The sequence below is a fragment of the Serratia sp. N21D137 genome (assembly GCF_047530005.1).
In the GTDB taxonomy this organism is placed as follows: Bacteria; Pseudomonadota; Gammaproteobacteria; order Enterobacterales; family Enterobacteriaceae; genus Chania; species Chania fonticola_B.
Genome location: NZ_JBLJAJ010000020.1, coordinates 1 through 17,302, shown reverse-complemented (window position 1 = coordinate 17,302; position 17,302 = coordinate 1). Strand labels below are relative to the sequence as shown.

Sequence of the window (17,302 nt, the reverse complement as noted above, 5' to 3'; positions counted from 1 at the left end):
GCTTGCCGGGAGGGCAAATGACCGATACGGCCATCCAGCCACAGGCAGAACGTGGGCTGATTTTACCGCCCGAGCGTGTACTGGCAGTGAGCGATCTGTGCGTGCAATTTCGTCAAGAAGGCGACGTCATTGAGGCGGTGCGTCATCTGGACTTCACCGTCGACCGTGGCGAAACGCTGGCGATCGTTGGAGAGTCCGGCTCCGGCAAGTCGGTCACCTCACTGGCGTTGATGCGTCTGGTAGAACAGGGTGGCGGTGAGTTGACCAGCGGCGCAATGCATTTTCGCCGGCGTAACGGTCAGGTACTCGATCTGGCCAAGGCGAAACAGAGCACCCTGCGAACCTTGCGCGGCGCCGATATGGCGATGATTTTTCAAGAGCCGATGACCTCGCTCAACCCGGTGTTTCCGGTGGGGGAGCAGATCGCCGAATCTTTGCGTCTGCATCAGGGGATGGATCACCGCAGCGCCAAACGTGAAGCGCTGCGTATGCTCGATCTGGTGCGCATTCCCGAGGCCAAAAACGTCCTTGGCCGCTATCCGCATCAACTGTCTGGCGGGATGCGCCAGCGGGTGATGATTGCCATGGCGCTGTCGTGTAAACCGGCGCTGCTGATTGCCGATGAACCTACCACCGCGCTGGACGTCACCATTCAGGCGCAAATCCTGCAACTGATCCGCGTGTTGCAGCAGGAAATGCAGATGGGGGTGATATTCATTACCCACGATATGGGCGTGGTGGCGGAGATTGCCGATCGGGTTCTGGTGATGCATCAAGGCGAGAAGGTGGAACAAGGGGAAGTGCGCTCGTTGTTCGCCGCTCCTCAGCAGCCTTATACTCGGGCTTTGTTGGCTGCCGTGCCACAGCTGGGCGCGATGGCAGATAAAGACTTCCCGGCAAAATTTCCGTTAGCTGGCGTTGACGATAACGACCAGCCGCAAGACACCATACCCGCAGGAGCTACGCCGATCCTGCAGGTAGAAAATCTGGTCACGCGCTTCGATCTGCGCAGCGGTATTCTCAACCGCGTCACCCGCCGAGTGCATGCGGTGGAAAATATCAGTTTCGACCTCTATCCCGGTGAAACGCTGGGGTTGGTCGGCGAATCCGGCTGTGGTAAATCCACCACTGGCCGCTCACTGTTAAAGCTGGTAGACAGCCAACGCGGCACCATTACCTTCAACGGTCAACAGATCAACCGCTTGAAAGGTTCCGCCTTACAGCATTTACGCCGTGATATTCAGTTTATCTTTCAAGACCCTTACGCTTCCCTGGATCCACGGCTCACCGTTGGTTTCTCCATCATGGAGCCGTTGCTGGTGCACAATGTCGCTCGTGGGGCGGAGGCAGAAAAAAGGGTCGCCTGGCTATTGGAGCGGGTAGGGCTGAAGCCGGAACATGCGCGGCGTTATCCGCATGAGTTCTCCGGTGGCCAACGCCAGCGTATCTGCATTGCCCGCGCGCTGGCACTCAATCCGAAAGTGGTAATTGCCGATGAGGCGGTCTCCGCGCTGGACGTGTCGATTCAGGCGCAAATTGTCAATCTGCTGCTCGATTTACAGCGTGAATTGGGCATCGCATTTCTGTTTATTTCCCACGATATGGCAGTAGTGGAACGCGTCTGCCATCGCGTCGCGGTGATGTACCTGGGCCAGATCGTGGAGATCGGCCCACGCCGTGCAGTGTTTGAAAACCCGCAGCACGCCTATACCCGTAAGCTGATGGCCGCCGTGCCGGTGGCCGATCCAACCCATGCGCATAAACGCCAGCCGTTGCTGGTGGATGAAATACCCAGCCCGATCCGTGGGCTGCACGATGAACCCGTTACCGCACCTTTAGTGCAGGTAGGGCCAGGGCACTTTGTGGCCCGCCACCCTATCGCCGGTGCTTTTTAGCCTTGCCTCAGGAGAGTTAAGCAATATGACTAAGCACACATTCAAGCGTAATGTTTTGGCCGCCGTACTGCTGGCTGCCGCTGCTGGCCCGGCTTGGGCTGCCAAGGATGCGGTGATTGCCGTAGCGTCCAACTTCACCACGCTCGACCCGTACGATGCCAACGACACCTTGTCGCAGGCGGTCGCCAAATCCTTCTATCAGGGGCTGTTTGGCTTTGATAAGGATATGAAGCTGGTGAACGTCTTGGCGGACAGTTACGACGTCAGCAAAGACGGTCTGACCTACACCATCAAACTGCAGTCGGGGGTGAAATTCCACGACGGCAGCGCATTCAATGCCGAAGCGGTCAAGGTTAACCTGGATCGTGCCAGTAACCCGGATAATCGCCTGAAACGCTACAACCTGTTCAAGATGATCGATAAGACCGAAGTAGTCGATCCCACCACGGTCAAGATCGTGCTGAAAGCGCCATTCTCGGCGTTTATCAACAATCTGGCGCACCCGGCGGCGGCGATGATTTCCCCGGCGGCCCTCAAGCAGTATGGCAAGGAGATTGGTTTCCATCCGGTGGGCACCGGCCCTTACCAGTTCGAAACCTGGAACCAGACCGACTATGTAAAAGTGAAGAAATTCGACGGCTACTGGAAAGCGGGCTTACCGAAGCTGGACAGCATCACCTGGCGGCCGGTAGTGGATAACAACACCCGTGCGGCAATGCTGCAAACCGGCGAAGCGACCTTTGCCTTCCCCATCCCTTATGAGCAAGCCAAGGTGCTGGAGAAAAACAGCAAGCTGGATCTGGTGGCCGCGCCGTCGATCCTGCAACGCTACATCAGCATGAACGTGACGCAGAAACCGTTCGATAACCCGAAGGTGCGCCAGGCGCTGAACTATGCGATCAACAAGGACGCGCTGATTAAGGTCGCGTTCTCCGGCTTTGCCGTTCCGGCGCAAGGCCCGGTGCCTCCGGCCATTGATTTTGCCACCCTCTACAACGCTTGGCCATACGATCCGGCCAAGGCGCGTGAGCTGCTGAAAGAAGCGGGCTATCCGAACGGGTTTACTACCACGTTGTGGTCATCCCATAACCACAGTACCGCGCAGAAAGTGTTGCAGTTTGCTCAGCAGCAGCTGGCGCAGGTTGGGGTTAAAGTCACCGTCACCGCGATGGATGCGGGCCAGCGTGCGGCGCAGGTAGAGAGCGTCGGCGTGAAGGATACCGGTGTGCGCATGTTCTATACCGGCTGGTCTGCCTCAACTGGGGAAGCCGACTGGGCGCTGACGCCGCTGTTCGCCACCCAATCCGCACCGCCTAAGCAGTTCAACACTGCGTTCTACAGCAACCCGCAGGTGGACAAGGATCTGGCCGAAGCGTTGGCCACCACCGATCGTGCCCAGAAGCAGGCGCTATACAAAGATGCCCAAGATCGCATTTGGGCCGATGCGCCATGGATTTTCCTGGTGACCGAGCGCCTGCTGTCTGCCAACAACAAACAGCTGAGCGGTTTCTACGTGATGCCGGACACCTCGTTCAACTTTGATAACGCGGATTTGAAATAAGGGCTGAGCGCCGCCCTTTCCCTGACGGGAAGGGCGGTGTGAGGGGGATTTATGCGCAATGCTTAATTATTTTCTAAAACGTCTGCTGGGCCTGATCCCGACGCTGCTGATCGTGGCCGTGCTGGTGTTCTTGTTTGTCCATATGCTGCCGGGCGATCCGGCGCGGTTGGCCGCGGGGCCGGAGGCCGACGAAGCCGTCGTCCAGTTGGTGCGCCAGGATCTGGGGCTGGACAAGCCGTTGCCACAGCAGTTTGTGCATTTCTTTGTCAATATTTTGCAGGGCGATTTCGGCACGTCGATGGTGTCCAAACGCCCGGTCAGTGAAGAGATCGCTTCGCGCTTTATGCCAACCTTCTGGCTGACCATCGCCAGCATGGTGTGGGCGGTGATTTTTGGCATGGCGATCGGCATGATTTCCGCCGTATGGCGCAACCGCTGGCCGGACCGGTTGGGGATGACGCTGGCCGTTTCGGGCATCTCTTTCCCGGCCTTTGCGTTGGGGATGCTGCTGATGCAGGTGTTCTCGGTCAATCTCGGTTGGTTGCCGACGGTTGGAGCGAATACCTGGCAGCATTACATCCTGCCTTCAATCACGCTGGGCGCTGCGGTAGCGGCGGTGATGGCACGCTTCACCCGCGCCTCGTTCGTTGAGGTGATGCAGGAAGATTACATGCGCACCGCCCGTGCCAAGGGCGTGCCGGAGTCACTGGTGGTCGTCAAACACGGGCTACGCAACGCCATGATCCCGGTGATCACCATGATGGGCCTACAGTTTGGTTTCCTGTTGGGTGGCTCGATCGTGGTCGAGAAGGTGTTTAACTGGCCGGGGTTGGGGCGCTTGCTGGTGGATTCGGTAGAAATGCGCGATTACCCGGTGATCCAGGCCGAAGTGCTGCTGTTCTCGCTGGAGTTTATTCTGATTAATCTGTTGGTGGATATGCTGTATGCGGCAATCAACCCTTCGATTCGTTACCAATAGGCAGGCCGTATGATGAAATATTGGCGACGTAATGCCGCGCTCAAGGCAATGCCGGTGATTAATCCCAACGCGGTGCGTACGCCTTGGCATGAGTTCTGGCGGCGCTTTCGTCGCCAGCAGGTCGCAATGGTGGCTGGCGTGTTTGTGTTGCTGCTGGTGGCCGCTGCGCTGCTGGCACCGCATCTGGTGCCTTTTGATGCGGAAAACTTCTTTGATTACGATCGGCTCAATGAAGGGCCTTCGTTGGTGCACTGGCTCGGGGTGGATTCGCTGGGCCGGGATATTTTCAGCCGTATTCTGATGGGCGCGCGGATCTCTTTGGCCGCAGGGGTGTTCTCGGTGCTGGTTGGCAGCGTGATTGGCACGGTGCTCGGGCTCTTGGCGGGCTATTATGAAGGCTGGTGGGATCGCATCGTGATGCGTATCAGTGACGTGCTGTTTGCCTTCCCCGGTATTCTGCTGGCGATTGGCGTGGTGGCGATCATGGGCAGTGGCATGGCGAACGTGATTGTTGCCGTGGCCATCTTCAGCATTCCGGCGTTTGCGCGCCTGGTGCGTGGCAATACTCTGGTGCTGAAGCATCTGACCTACATTGAATCGGCGCGCAGCATTGGCGCTTCGGACTGGACCATCATCCTGCGGCATATCTTGCCGGGCACCATCTCGTCGATCGTGGTCTATTTCACCATGCGTATCGGTACTTCAATCATTACCGCTGCCAGCCTGTCGTTCTTGGGATTGGGGGCGCAGCCGCCAACGCCGGAATGGGGAGCGATGCTTAATGAAGCGCGGGCGGATATGGTGATTGCTCCGCATGTGGCGATCTTCCCCAGCCTGGCAATCTTCTTCACCGTGCTGGCATTTAACCTGTTGGGCGATGGGCTACGTGATGCATTGGATCCGAAGCTGAAGGGATGACCCCTCAAGCCAACCCTCTCCCACAGGGAGAGGGAGCTGCCCTGAGCCTTGGGTGGGATCGTGCTGCTTCTGTAAGTGCTTGGTAAGTAAAAAGAAAGTTAGAGTATTACACAGAAAAAACAGCGAGCTCGATCGGTCCCCTCTCCCTTGAGGGAGAGGGTTAGGGTGAGGGGGGTATCGACTATTTAAACAGATGCTCGGCGTGAAAACGCAGATGATCTTCGATAAAGGTAGCGATGGTGAAGTAGCTGTGGTCGTAACCTGGCTGAATGCGCAGGGTTAACGGCCAGTCACGCTGGCGTGCCAACTCCACCAGCTTGGCCGGTTGCAGCTGATCTGCCAGAAATTGATCCCCATCTCCCTGATCGATCAACATCGGCAGCGGTTCCGCTCCGCTGGCCAGCAAATGGCAACTGTCATATTGCAGCCACTGCGTTTCGTCATCCCCCAGATAGGCAGCAAAGGCTTTACGACCCCAAGGCACCTGACAAGGGTTGACGATCGGCGCAAAGGCCGATGCCGAACGAAAACGCTGCGGGTTACGCATTGCCATCATTAACGCACCATGGCCGCCCATCGAGTGGCCCGCAATGGATTGCCGATCGCTGACGCTGAAATGCTGCCTAATCAGCGCAGGCAGCTCATCGCTGATGTAGTCATACATGCGAAAGTGTTGATCCCAAGGTGCCTGAGTGGCATTGAGGTAAAACCCCGCCCCCTGGCCCAGATCGTAACCTTCGTCATTTGGCACCTCATCGCCGCGCGGGCTGGTATCCGCCATCACCAGCACCAACCCTAATTCTGCGGCAACGCGCTGGGCACCGGCCTTCAACGTGAAGTTTTCATCATTGCAGGTCAGACCCGACAGCCAATACAGCACCGGCGGCGGGTTATCGTCGCGCGGTGGTGGCAGATAGATACTGAACGTCATGTTGCAATTCAGGCTCTGCGCCGCGTGACGGTAACGTTGTTGCCAACCACCGAACATGCGGTGCTCTTCGAGAAGTTCTAATGACATCGTCATCCTCTGCCTCCTGGCTTATTTATCGAAATGGATCACGGAACGGATCGATTTGCCTTCATGCATCAGATCGAACGCTTCGTTGATCTGCTCCAGCCCCATGGTATGAGTGATAAAGTCGTTCAGTGCGAATTCGCCGTCCAGATAACGCTGCACGATCCCCGGCAGTTGGCTGCGGCCTTTTACGCCACCAAAGGCAGAACCGCGCCAGACGCGGCCAGTCACCAGTTGGAACGGACGGGTCGCGATCTCTTCACCGGCGCCGGCAACGCCGATAATGACCGACTCACCCCAGCCCTTGTGGCAGCACTCCAGCGCCGAACGCATCACGTTGACGTTGCCGATACATTCAAAGGAGAAGTCGACGCCGCCGTCGGTCAGTTCGACGATCACGTCCTGGATAGGTTTATCGTAATCTTTTGGATTGATCAGATCGGTCGCGCCCAGCTTGCGAGCCAGATCGAACTTGCTGGTGTTGAGATCGATGCCAATGATGCGGCTGGCACCGGCCATCTGAGCGCCGATAATCGCCGACAGCCCGATGCCGCCCAGGCCGAAGATAGCCACGGTATCGCCAGCCTTGACCTTGGCGGTGTTGATCACCGCACCCATGCCGGTGGTGACGCCACAGCCAAGCAGACAGACTTCTTCCAACGGTGCTTCTTTGCTGATTTTTGCCAGTGAGATTTCGGGTACTACGGTGCGTTCAGCAAAGGTGGAGGTGCCCATGTAGTGGAAAATCGGCTTGCCGTCTTTAAAGAAGCGGGTGGTGCCGTCTGGCATCAGACCCTTGCCCTGGGTGGCGCGGATGGCCTGACACAGGTTGGTTTTGCCGGATTTACAGAATTTGCACTCGCCGCATTCTGGGGTATACAGCGGGATCACGTGGTCGCCGACGGCAACGCTGGTCACGCCTTCGCCGATCGCTTCGACTATGCCACCGCCCTCGTGGCCCAAAATCGCCGGGAACACGCCTTCCGGATCCTTGCCTGACAGGGTATAGGCATCGGTATGGCAAACGCCGGTGGCGACGATGCGCACCAGTACTTCACCTTTCTGTGGCGGCATCAGATCGACTTCTTCAATCTTCAGCGGCTGGTTCGGTCCCCAAGCTACGGCAGCACGGGTTTTGATAAATTCCATGATTCTCTCCTCATTAAATTCTAGTGGTGCAGATTTTGGCTACTCTGTCAGGAGGATGGACTCGGCATCCACCTCCGAACTTTCAGCCTGTTCTATAATCAGTTGTTTTAACGCGCGGACGTTTGGCCCAAACGCATCACGCCGCCATAACAGCCAGGTGGCGGTTTCGGCAATGTCGGCAGGGAGTGCATGAACTTTGACCCGCTTGTAGCCGGGCAGCAGGTTGAGCACCGAATACGGGATCATCGCCAGCCCGGCACCGCTGGCCACACAGGCCAGCATGGAGTGATAAGACTGGATCTCCATGATGGTGCCTGGCAATGAACCGTCACGCTTGAACCAGGACTCCAGGCGCAAGCGATAAGAGCAGCTGGCGCGGAAGGCAAACAGGGTTTCCCCTTTGACATCCTGGGCGCTGTGAATGGGCGGATGGTCCAGGCAGGTGATCACCACCATGCGTTCGGGGAAAGCAACGCAACCGTTCAGTTCATCATGTTGCAACGGGCCATCTACCAAGGCGGCGGCCAGGGTTCCTGCGCGTACACGCTCGATGATTTCTCCTGAGGTGCCGGTAGCCAGCGAAAGGGAAACCTGCGGGAATCGCTGATGATAAGCTGCCAGCAAGGTAGGTAGCCGGGTGGCGGCGGTGCTTTCCATCGAGCCAAGCGCAAAGTTACCGGCCGGTTCCCCGGCATGGGTGATGCTCATGGCTTCTTCACTGAGCGCCAGAATGCGATGGGCGTAGCAGAGAAAATTATGGCCCATCGGCGAGAGGCGCAGGCGCTGCTTTTCACGGATAAACAGATCGGTGCCCAGTTCCTGCTCGAGCTGACGCAGGCGCGTGGTCAGGTTTGACGGCACGCGGTGCAATTGCTCGGCGGCACGGGCGACGGAGCCGGTTTCGGCCACGCAGCAGAACATGCGCAGTTGGGTGAGATCCATAACCTTCTCTTTTCGTGATGAACTTGATGAGTATTATTCAGTTTTTGTGAGTGTAATACTGCGGCATGCTAGCCGCAACTTTCTTTTAACAGGTTGGATACAGCGATGGCGCTAAAAATAGCCTTGAGTGGTTTTATTGCTTTGATCGTGGCGATGGGGATTGGCCGGTTTGCCTTTACCCCGCAGGTGCCGTTGATGATTGCTGAGCACCAGTTCACCCTGACCGGGGCCGGGCTGGTGGCGGCGTTGAACTACCTGGGCTACCTGTGCGGTGCCTATGATGCGATGCGTGCCAGCCGCCATGTGGAGCGCCGTCTGTGGCTTGGCGTGTGGGGAGCAGTGGCGCTGACGCTGCTGTCTGCCTTGGTGTCGGGCGAGTGGCTGCATGGTGCAGTGCGCTTTGCGATTGGTTGGGCCAGCGGTTGGTCGATGGTGTTGGTGGCGGCTTGGACTAACGAGCGGTTGGCGCATTATGGCCGTCCCGCGTTAAGTGCTGCGGTCTTTGCCGGGCCTGGGGCCGGGATATTCATCAGCGGCATGCTGGCGGTGGCGATCAACAGCTGGGGCTTGAGCGCTTCGCAGGCCTGGCTGGTGTATGGCGCATTGGCGTTGGTGTTAATTTCCGCGATCAGCATTAACTTGCCAAGGGCAGGGGAGTTGCATCGCCCCGATGTGAAGCCTGAACCGTTAGTGCTCACCCCGGCATTGAAGCGTTTGGTGTGGAGCTACAGCCTGGCGGGCTTTGGCTATATCCTGCCTGCGACCTTCCTGTCACAGATGGCGGCGGCCCGTTTCCCTGATAGCCTGTTCGCCCAGTTTGTCTGGCCGATTTTTGGCGGTGCGGCGGTGCTGGGGATTATCATCGGGATTGCAACCCGTCATCGGCTCACCACGCAGACCCGCCTGGCAATCACGCTGTGGGTACAGGCACTGGGCGTGCTTTGTGCCGAAGTGGTGCCGGGCGTTACCGGCCTGGCATTAGGGGCCATGCTAACCGGCGGTGGGTTCCTCAGTGTGGTCCAGCTATCTATCCAGCACGGTAGGGAGTTGGCTCCCAATCACGCACGCTATATGGCCGGGCTGTTGACCACGGGTTATGCCATCGGTCAGTTGGTGGGCCCGATGCTCTCGGCGGTTTCAACTGCGCTGACGCATCGCCTGGAACCCGCGCTGTATGTAGCGGTGCTGGGGCTGCTGATCGCCGGTGTGCTGGTGATCAATACCCCGGCGCGGGCCATGGCCAGCAAGCCAAGGTTATCTTGAGTAAAATACATACAAAAAATGTGGGATAGCCGCAGCCAGCCTGCTACGGGCTGGATGCGGATTTTTCATACTGGGATGAAACACAATCACTGGATAAACGTCTCACTCTCATCTAGAGTGGGGGAAAATATTGATCGGGTTCACGTTATCTATCCGTCGTCTTTCAAGCTGCAGTTAGCTCTTTCCCTGGATTTGTAGGGGCGCTGTATACTGCTCCTCATCACTCGGGGCGAGTAACCAACAGCCGATAACAACGCTGCAATTTGAAAGACCACGGGGATATTGCCGGGGCCGCCTGCTGGAGATACATCGCCATGACATCGTTAAGTAATGAAGCTGCACTGGTGCACGCGGCGCTTGAAGCGCGTGGCCTGGAAACCCCGCTATGTGGGGAAGTGTTGGATCGTGAGACGCGCAAGCGCCGTATCAAAGAGCACATGACGGAAATCATGCAGCTGTTGAACCTCGATCTGTCCGACGACAGCCTGGCAGAAACGCCACACCGTATTGCGAAAATGTATGTCGATGAGATCTTCTCCGGCCTGGATTACGCCAACTTCCCGAAGATCACCGTCATCGAAAACAAGATGAAAGTGGACGAAATGGTGACGGTGCGTGATATTACCTTGACCAGCACCTGCGAACATCACTTTGTCACCATCGATGGTAAAGCCACCGTGGCGTATATTCCCAAAGACTCGGTGATTGGCCTGTCGAAAATCAACCGCATCGTGCAGTTCTTTGCCCGCCGCCCGCAGGTACAGGAGCGGCTGACTCAGCAGATCCTGGTGGCGTTGCAAACGCTGTTAGGCACCAACAACGTGGCGGTATCGATCGATGCGGTACATTACTGCGTCAAGGCTCGCGGTATTCGTGACGCTACCAGTGCTACCACCACCACGTCGCTGGGTGGGTTGTTCAAGTCCAGCCAGAATACGCGCCAGGAGTTCCTGCGTGCGGTGCGTCACCATCACGGTTGATGGCTGAGCTATGACGATGAAGGCGCCTGTGGGCGCCTTTTTACTGATAGAAATACAGCGGAAGAACATGAACGCTAACGAAACTCCCCGGCTACCACGCATTGCTACGCTGGACTGCGTACGCGGTATCGCCATCCTTGGCATTCTGTTGCTGAATATCAGCGCGTTTGGCCTGCCGAAAGCCGCCTATCTCAACCCTGCCTATCTGGGTATGCCCTCTACACGCGATGTCTGGACCTGGGCACTGTTGGATCTGTTCGCTCAGGTCAAGTTCCTGGCCATGTTCGCGCTGCTGTTTGGTGCCGGTCTGCAACTGCTATTACGGCGGGGCAAAGTCTGGATCCGTGCCCGGTTATCCTGGCTGGTCCTGATTGGCTTGGGGCACGCCATTTTCTTATGGGATGGGGACATCCTGCTGGCCTACGGGCTGATCGGCCTGGTGTGCTGGAGGATGATCCGCGACGCGCAGAATACCTTCACCCTGTTGAAAACAGGGGCGGTGTTGTATCTGATCGGCGTGGCGGTATTGTTGCTGCTAGGGTTTATCTCTCACGGTGAGCCGGGCAGTTTCTGGCAGCCGAGCGTGGCCGAATTGCAGTACGAGAAGTTCTGGAAGCTGCAAGGCGGACCGGAAGCCTGGCGCAGCCGTCTGGATCTGCTCTCTTCCAGCCTGATAGCCATCGGTGCGCAGTATGGCTGGCAACTGGCCGGGCTGATGCTGTTTGGTGCAGGCATGATGCGCAGCGGTTGGCTGCGTAACAGCTATTCGCCTGCTTATTACCGCCGTCAGGCCGCCTGGCTGATACCGCTTTCATTGCTGATCCAGTTGCCCGGTGTGCTGCTGCAGTGGCAGCTGAATTGGGATTATCGCTGGAGTGGCTTTTTGCTGCAGGTGCCGCGTGAGTTGGGCTCGCCGCTGCAGGCTATTGGCTACCTGGCTCTGGTCTACGGTTTTTGGCCAACGCTTTCCCGTCTGCGTATCAGCCACTGGTTAACCCAGGTTGGGCGGATGGCGCTAAGTAATTATCTGCTACAAACCCTGATTTGCAGCACGCTGTTCTTTCATTTTGGCCTCTATCAACAGCTCGACCGTTTGCAGCTATTGGCGGTCGTTCCCTTGGTGTGGCTGGCTAACCTGCTGTTTTCCACACTGTGGCTGCGGTACTTCGCGCAGGGCCCGATGGAATGGCTATGGCGCAAGCTGACTTCCCTTGCTGCGGGCGAAAGTCTACGTCAGCCGACAAAATGAGATCTGGCGCAGGTAGGTTAAAAAATTGTATGTAAACGTTTTCTTTCCTGTGACGTAATTCACGCTGAGGAGGATGACAAACGGGGTAGGATAGCGCCACTGTCTACTCTGTCGACCTCGGGACGTTTCATGAATTCTGTGCATTCAACCACCATTCGCGATGTGGCGAAGCGTGCGGGTGTGTCCGTCGCTACCGTCTCGCGAGTGCTGAACAACAGTGCCCTGACCAGCAAAGAGACCCGCGAACAGGTGCTGAAGGCGGTGGCGGAACTGGGTTATCGGCCAAACGCCAACGCGCAGGCTTTGGCTACCCAGAGCAGTGAAACGCTGGGCGTGGTGGTGATGGATGTCTCCGATCCGTTCTTCGGCGCGTTAGTGAAAGCGGTAGACACGGTGGCGCAGCAAAACCACAAATACCTGCTGATCGGCAACAGTTACCATCAGGCGGACAAAGAGCGCCATGCCATCGAGGTGTTGATCCGTCAACGCTGCAATGCCTTGATTGTTCATGCAAAAGCGTTAGGTGACGCGGAACTGATCGCCTTTATGGATCAGATCCCGGGCATGGTGTTAATTAACAGAATTGTAACGGGCTATGAGCACCGCTGCGTTGGCCTGAACAATGTGTTTGGCGCAGAAGTTGCCATGCGCTTGCTGCTCTCGCAGGGGCATCAGCGGATCGGTTATCTGGGCTCCGATCACCCCATCGAAGACGGCCCGCTGCGCCAGCAAGGCTATAGCCAGGCGATGGCCGCGGCAGGTTTTTCCCCACCGGATAGCTGGCGTGCCTATGGTTCACCGGACCTGCAGGGGGGTGAGGCAGCGATGGTTGAACTGCTGGGTCGCAACCTGCACCTGAGCGCCGTATTCGCCTATAACGACGCCATGGCAGCCGGTGCGATGGCGGTACTGAAAGAAAACGGTATCACAGTGCCGCAGCATTTCTCGCTGGTGGGGTTTGATGATATCCCCATTGCCCGCTATACCAGCCCCAAGCTGACCACCATCCGTTATCCGATCGTTTCAATGGCCACCCTGGCTACCGAGCTGGCGCTGAAGGGCGCTGCCGGGCAGCTTGAACCTCAGGCTTCACACCTGTTTATGCCGACGCTGGTACGCCGCCATTCTGTAGCGCCGTGGCAAAGTGAGGCTTCGGTCACTCTCTGAACATTTAATAGTGTGTAACCGTTTTCAATCTGTGAGAAAATTCACAGATTATTAACATAGTGCCGTCTATGCTCTAGTCGTTTTCCAGCGCAAAGGCTCTTGCCAGCCAAGCTTTTAATCTGGCGCTGACACAGCATCACAGGAATAACAAGCAACACGGATGACAGGAATTCTTTTGAAACTGCCACGCCCAACTGTGTGCATTGTGGCTAAAGGCTTAATACCGAGTACGACCCTCTACAAACCGGAGACAGACAATGAATAAGAAGGTTTTCACCCTGGCCGCGCTGGCCGCAAGCATGATGTTTGGCGCAGCTGCGCATGCTGATACCCGCATTGGCGTCACGATTTACAAATATGACGACAACTTTATGTCGGTGGTGCGTAAGGCGATCGAGAAAGATGCCAAGGCCTCTCCGGATGTCACGCTGCTGATGAATGACTCACAGAATGACCAGTCCAAGCAGAATGACCAGATCGACGTACTGATTGCCAAAGGCGTAAAAGCGCTGGCGATCAACCTGGTGGACCCTGCCGCCGCTCCGGTGGTGATTGACAAGGCACGTGCCAACGATATCCCGGTGGTGTTCTACAACAAAGAACCTTCCCGCAAGGCGTTGGATAGCTACGACAAAGCCTATTACGTTGGTACCGACTCTAAAGAGTCTGGCGTGATCCAGGGCGAGCTGATTGCCAAACACTGGAAAGCCAACCCAGCCTGGGATCTGAACAAAGACGGTCAGATCCAATATGTACTGTTGAAAGGTGAACCAGGCCACCCGGACGCAGAAGCGCGTACCACCTACGTGATCAAAACGCTGAATGAAAAAGGCGATAAGACTCAGCAACTGCAGATGGACACCGCGATGTGGGATACCGCTCAGGCTAAAGACAAGATGGACGCCTGGCTGTCTGGCCCTAACGCCAACAAGATCGAAGTGGTAATCGCTAACAACGATGCGATGGCCATGGGTGCGGTTGAAGCCTTGAAAGCTCACAACAAGAGCAGCATTCCGGTCTTTGGTGTCGATGCCCTGCCAGAAGCACTGGCAATGGTGAAATCCGGCGCGATGGCCGGTACCGTGCTGAACGATGCCGACAATCAGGCGAAGGCGACCTTCGATCTGGCGAAGAACCTGGCCGCGGGCAAACCTGCTGCTGACGGCACCCAATGGAAGATCGTCGATAAAATCGTACGTATTCCTTACGTGGGTGTAGATAAAGATAACCTGTCTCAGTTTGTGAAATAAACCGAGATAGAGAGAAATGCCCCCGCCGGAATTTAGGCGGGGGAACTTATTAGAAGAACCCGTTAATTCTCCACTGCTGCAAGCCAGCTTGGGAGAGTGCTGGTTCCAGAATTAGCCAGGACTATTTATGGCCGAAAACTCTCGTGAGTGGCTACTGGAAATGACGGATATCAGTAAGTCGTTTCCCGGCGTAAAGGCATTAGACAAAGTGAATTTACGCGTACGTCCAAACTCCATTCATGCACTAATGGGGGAGAACGGCGCCGGAAAATCCACCTTATTAAAATGCCTGTTTGGCATTTATAATAAAGATTCCGGCAGTATTCTGTTTCAGGGGCAGGAAGTCGATTTCAAAAGTTCCAAAGAGGCGTTGGAGCAGGGCGTTTCGATGGTACATCAGGAACTGAACCTGGTATTGCAACGTACCGTGATGGACAACATGTGGCTGGGTCGCTATCCCACCAAAGGGCTGTTTGTCGATCAGGACAAGATGTACAAAGACACCAAGGAAATTTTCGACGAACTGGATATTGATATCGATCCCCGTGCCAAAGTCGGCACGCTGTCGGTATCCCAGATGCAGATGATCGAAATTGCCAAGGCGTTCTCCTACAACGCTAAAATTGTGATTATGGATGAGCCAACCTCTTCTCTGACCGAGAAGGAGGTGAATCATCTGTTCACCATTATTCGTAAGCTGAAAGAACGTGGCTGCGGCATCGTGTATATCTCGCACAAGATGGAAGAGATCTTCCAGCTATGCGATGAAATCACCATTCTGCGCGACGGCCAATGGATCGCCACCCAGCCGCTGGAAGGGCTGGATATGGACAAGATTATCTCAATGATGGTTGGGCGTTCGCTGAGCCAGCGTTTCCCCGATCGTCAGAATACGCCGGGTGAGGTGATTTTAGAGGTGAAAGGCCTGACCTCTTTGCGCCAGCCTTCGATCCGCGATATCTCCTTTGATCTGCATCAGGGAGAGATCCTGGGCATTGCCGGGCTGGTGGGCGCCAAGCGCACCGACATTGTGGAAACCCTGTTTGGCATCCGCGAAAAGGTGGCCGGCACCATCAAGCTGCACGGTAAAAATATCAACAATAACAGTGCTAACGAAGCCATCAACCACGGTTTTGCCCTGGTGACGGAAGAGCGTCGTTCCACCGGTATTTATGCTTACCTGAATATTGGCTTTAACTCGTTGATTGCCAATATTCGCCAATACAAAAACAAGATGGGCCTGCTGGATAATAACCGGATGAAAAGCGACACCCAATGGGTGATCGATGCCATGCGGGTGAAAACGCCGGGCCACCATACCAATATCGGATCGCTTTCCGGCGGTAATCAGCAAAAGGTGATCATTGGCCGCTGGCTACTGACACAGCCGGAAATCCTGATGATGGATGAGCCAACGCGCGGTATCGACGTGGGGGCCAAGTTTGAAATTTACCAGTTAATGACCGAATTGGCGAAGAAGGGCAAGGGGATCATTATAATCTCTTCCGAAATGCCGGAGCTTTTGGGAATTACCGACAGAATATTGGTGATGAGTAATGGTCAGGTTGCGGGCATTGTGAATACCAAACAGACCTCGCAAAATGAAATATTGCGGCTAGCCTCCTTGCATCTTTAAGGATCGTAATTATGAGCGCACTGAATAAAAAAACCTTGTTCACCTATTTTAAAGAGGGTGGCATTTATCTGGTCCTGTTGGTGTTACTGGCGATTATTATTATCCAGGACCCCACCTTTTTAAGCCTGATGAACCTGAGTAATATCCTGACCCAATCCTCGGTGCGTATTATCATTGCGCTGGGCGTGGCCGGGCTGATCGTCACGCAGGGGACAGACCTTTCCGCAGGGCGTCAGGTAGGGTTGGCAGCGGTAATTGCCGCGACCCTGCTGCAATCGATGGATAACGTCAACAAAGTGTTCCCGCATATGGAAACCTGGTCGATCCCGCTGGTGATCTTGCTGGTTTGCGCCGTGGGCGCGGTGATTGGCCTGGTCAACGGCTTGATTATTGCCTATCTCAACGTGACGCCGTTTATCACCACGTTGGGCACCATGATCATCGTTTATGGGATTAACTCCCTGTATTACGATTACGTGGGGGCTTCACCGGTGGCCGGTTTCGATCCGAAATTCTCCACCTTTGCCCAAGGGTTCTTGCGATTCGGTGACTTCAAGCTGTCCTATATCACCTTCTACGCCATTATTGCGATCGCCTTTGTCTGGGTGCTGTGGAATAAAACCCGCTTTGGCAAGAATATCTTCGCCATCGGTGGTAACCCGGAAGCGGCGAAAGTCTCTGGCGTCAACGTTCCGCTGAACCTGATCATGATTTATGCGCTGTCCGGGGTGTTCTATGCCTTCGGCGGTTTACTGGAGGCGGGCCGTATTGGTAGTGCCACCAACAACCTCGGCTTTATGTATGAGCTGGATGCCATCGCGGCCTGTGTGGTCGGTGGGGTGTCGTTCGCCGGTGGGGTAGGTACGGTGCTGGGCGTGGTGACCGGGGTGATCATCTTTACCGTCATCAACTACGGCCTGACCTATATCGGCGTGAACCCTTACTGGCAGTACATTATCAAGGGTAGCATTATCATCTTCGCGGTAGCGCTGGACTCCCTGAAGTACGCCAAGAAAAAATAAGTCTGTTTTGCGTTTTACGTTAACGGCCAGCATCTGCTGGCCGTTTTGCTTTTGCTATGTAACACGGCAGATATGCCATCTTACTGTTATTCCATTCGTCGCTGTTCCCCCTCACCCCAACCCTCTCCCCATGTACAGACCGGGGACAGGGTAGACAGGTGTTCAAGGACATGGTGAACACTTTTTAACATCCTTTACCCATGATGATCGACCTATTTCTCAGGTCGATCATCCCCACTTTCGTGCTGTACCACCATATCTCGTAGTAGCCCTCTC

15 protein-coding genes are annotated in these 17,302 nt (G+C 55.9%); 11 read left to right on the top strand and 4 right to left on the bottom strand.

Annotated features, from left to right (window positions below; translation table 11 throughout):
• The first annotated feature begins 17 nt into the window (after positions 1-17).
• From ACMV5H_RS16140 to gsiD, 4 genes are read left to right on the top strand one after another with little or no spacing between them, the layout of a single operon-like run.
• Positions 18-1,895 carry a dipeptide ABC transporter ATP-binding protein gene (locus ACMV5H_RS16140; RefSeq protein ID WP_414822092.1) on the top strand — a complete coding sequence of 626 codons (1,878 nt, stop codon included), beginning with the start codon at positions 18-20 and terminating at the stop codon, positions 1,893-1,895.
• 25 nt (positions 1,896-1,920) lie between these two features.
• Positions 1,921-3,456, top strand: coding sequence for a glutathione ABC transporter substrate-binding protein GsiB (gene gsiB, locus ACMV5H_RS16135; protein WP_414822091.1), 1,536 nt, complete (start codon positions 1,921-1,923; stop codon positions 3,454-3,456).
• A 58-nt stretch (positions 3,457-3,514) separates the two neighbouring features.
• Positions 3,515-4,435 (top strand): glutathione ABC transporter permease GsiC, encoded by a 921-nt coding sequence (gene gsiC, locus ACMV5H_RS16130; protein WP_059200301.1) that lies wholly within the window; start codon positions 3,515-3,517, stop codon positions 4,433-4,435.
• Between the two features lie 12 nt (positions 4,436-4,447).
• Entirely contained in the window at positions 4,448-5,353 is a 906-nt protein-coding gene (gene gsiD, locus ACMV5H_RS16125; protein WP_024485755.1) for a glutathione ABC transporter permease GsiD, read from the top strand.
• A 181-nt stretch (positions 5,354-5,534) separates the two neighbouring features.
• On the opposite strand, the gene fghA is transcribed toward gsiD, so the two are convergent.
• From fghA to ptrR, 3 genes are read right to left on the bottom strand one after another with little or no spacing between them, the layout of a single operon-like run.
• Positions 5,535-6,377 (bottom strand): S-formylglutathione hydrolase, encoded by an 843-nt coding sequence (fghA, locus tag ACMV5H_RS16120; RefSeq protein ID WP_414822090.1) that lies wholly within the window; start codon positions 6,375-6,377, stop codon positions 5,535-5,537.
• 15 nt (positions 6,378-6,392) lie between these two features.
• Positions 6,393-7,517: an S-(hydroxymethyl)glutathione dehydrogenase/class III alcohol dehydrogenase gene (locus tag ACMV5H_RS16115; protein WP_021805067.1), complete on the bottom strand. Its 1,125-nt coding sequence runs from the start codon at positions 7,515-7,517 to the stop codon at positions 6,393-6,395.
• Positions 7,518-7,556: 39 nt separating this feature from the next.
• The gene (gene ptrR / locus ACMV5H_RS16110) at positions 7,557-8,459 is read right to left on the bottom strand and encodes a putrescine utilization regulator PtrR (RefSeq protein ID WP_021805066.1); all 903 of its coding nucleotides are present in this window, start codon (positions 8,457-8,459) and stop codon (positions 7,557-7,559) included.
• A 105-nt stretch (positions 8,460-8,564) separates the two neighbouring features.
• Here ptrR and ACMV5H_RS16105 point away from each other — a divergent pair, with 105 nt between their 5' ends.
• The 7 genes from ACMV5H_RS16105 (at position 8,565) to mglC (ending at position 17,026) form a co-directional block, all read left to right on the top strand.
• On the top strand, positions 8,565-9,722 hold the full coding sequence (locus ACMV5H_RS16105) for a YbfB/YjiJ family MFS transporter (protein ID WP_414822089.1): 1,158 nt from the start codon (positions 8,565-8,567) through the stop codon (positions 9,720-9,722).
• 314 nt (positions 9,723-10,036) lie between these two features.
• On the top strand, positions 10,037-10,702 hold the full coding sequence (gene folE / locus ACMV5H_RS16100; protein WP_021180574.1) for a GTP cyclohydrolase I FolE: 666 nt from the start codon (positions 10,037-10,039) through the stop codon (positions 10,700-10,702).
• 67 nt (positions 10,703-10,769) lie between these two features.
• Positions 10,770-11,951, top strand: coding sequence for a DUF418 domain-containing protein YeiB (yeiB, locus tag ACMV5H_RS16095; RefSeq protein WP_094983263.1), 1,182 nt, complete (start codon positions 10,770-10,772; stop codon positions 11,949-11,951).
• 129 nt (positions 11,952-12,080) lie between these two features.
• Positions 12,081-13,118, top strand: a complete 1,038-nt coding sequence (gene galS, locus ACMV5H_RS16090) for an HTH-type transcriptional regulator GalS (RefSeq protein ID WP_021805063.1) — start codon at positions 12,081-12,083, stop codon at positions 13,116-13,118.
• 257 nt (positions 13,119-13,375) lie between these two features.
• Positions 13,376-14,368 (top strand): galactose/glucose ABC transporter substrate-binding protein MglB, encoded by a 993-nt coding sequence (gene mglB / locus ACMV5H_RS16085; RefSeq protein ID WP_021180577.1) that lies wholly within the window; start codon positions 13,376-13,378, stop codon positions 14,366-14,368.
• Between the two features lie 127 nt (positions 14,369-14,495).
• Entirely contained in the window at positions 14,496-16,004 is a 1,509-nt protein-coding gene (gene mglA / locus ACMV5H_RS16080; RefSeq protein WP_094983262.1) for a galactose/methyl galactoside ABC transporter ATP-binding protein MglA, read from the top strand.
• An 11-nt stretch (positions 16,005-16,015) separates the two neighbouring features.
• Positions 16,016-17,026, top strand: coding sequence for a galactose/methyl galactoside ABC transporter permease MglC (gene mglC / locus ACMV5H_RS16075; protein WP_021805061.1), 1,011 nt, complete (start codon positions 16,016-16,018; stop codon positions 17,024-17,026).
• Positions 17,027-17,210: 184 nt separating this feature from the next.
• Here mglC and ACMV5H_RS16070 read toward each other — a convergent pair.
• The coding region (locus tag ACMV5H_RS16070; protein WP_245209168.1) for a hypothetical protein at positions 17,211-17,302 on the bottom strand (92 nt) is incomplete at its 5' end.

What these genes read in the sequence shown, in the direction of transcription:
- ACMV5H_RS16140 (WP_414822092.1), top strand. Translation starts at nt 18, where the DNA reads ATGACCGATACGGCCATCCAGCCACAGGCAGAACGTGGGCTGATTTTA.
- gsiB (WP_414822091.1), top strand. Translation starts at nt 1,921, where the DNA reads ATGACTAAGCACACATTCAAGCGTAATGTTTTGGCCGCCGTACTGCTG.
- gsiC (WP_059200301.1), top strand. Translation starts at nt 3,515, where the DNA reads ATGCTTAATTATTTTCTAAAACGTCTGCTGGGCCTGATCCCGACGCTG.
- gsiD (WP_024485755.1), top strand. Translation starts at nt 4,448, where the DNA reads ATGAAATATTGGCGACGTAATGCCGCGCTCAAGGCAATGCCGGTGATT.
- fghA (WP_414822090.1), bottom strand. Translation starts at nt 6,377, where the DNA reads ATGACGATGTCATTAGAACTTCTCGAAGAGCACCGCATGTTCGGTGGT.
- ACMV5H_RS16115 (WP_021805067.1), bottom strand. Translation starts at nt 7,517, where the DNA reads ATGGAATTTATCAAAACCCGTGCTGCCGTAGCTTGGGGACCGAACCAG.
- ptrR (WP_021805066.1), bottom strand. Translation starts at nt 8,459, where the DNA reads ATGGATCTCACCCAACTGCGCATGTTCTGCTGCGTGGCCGAAACCGGC.
- ACMV5H_RS16105 (WP_414822089.1), top strand. Translation starts at nt 8,565, where the DNA reads ATGGCGCTAAAAATAGCCTTGAGTGGTTTTATTGCTTTGATCGTGGCG.
- folE (WP_021180574.1), top strand. Translation starts at nt 10,037, where the DNA reads ATGACATCGTTAAGTAATGAAGCTGCACTGGTGCACGCGGCGCTTGAA.
- yeiB (WP_094983263.1), top strand. Translation starts at nt 10,770, where the DNA reads ATGAACGCTAACGAAACTCCCCGGCTACCACGCATTGCTACGCTGGAC.
- galS (WP_021805063.1), top strand. Translation starts at nt 12,081, where the DNA reads ATGAATTCTGTGCATTCAACCACCATTCGCGATGTGGCGAAGCGTGCG.
- mglB (WP_021180577.1), top strand. Translation starts at nt 13,376, where the DNA reads ATGAATAAGAAGGTTTTCACCCTGGCCGCGCTGGCCGCAAGCATGATG.
- mglA (WP_094983262.1), top strand. Translation starts at nt 14,496, where the DNA reads ATGGCCGAAAACTCTCGTGAGTGGCTACTGGAAATGACGGATATCAGT.
- mglC (WP_021805061.1), top strand. Translation starts at nt 16,016, where the DNA reads ATGAGCGCACTGAATAAAAAAACCTTGTTCACCTATTTTAAAGAGGGT.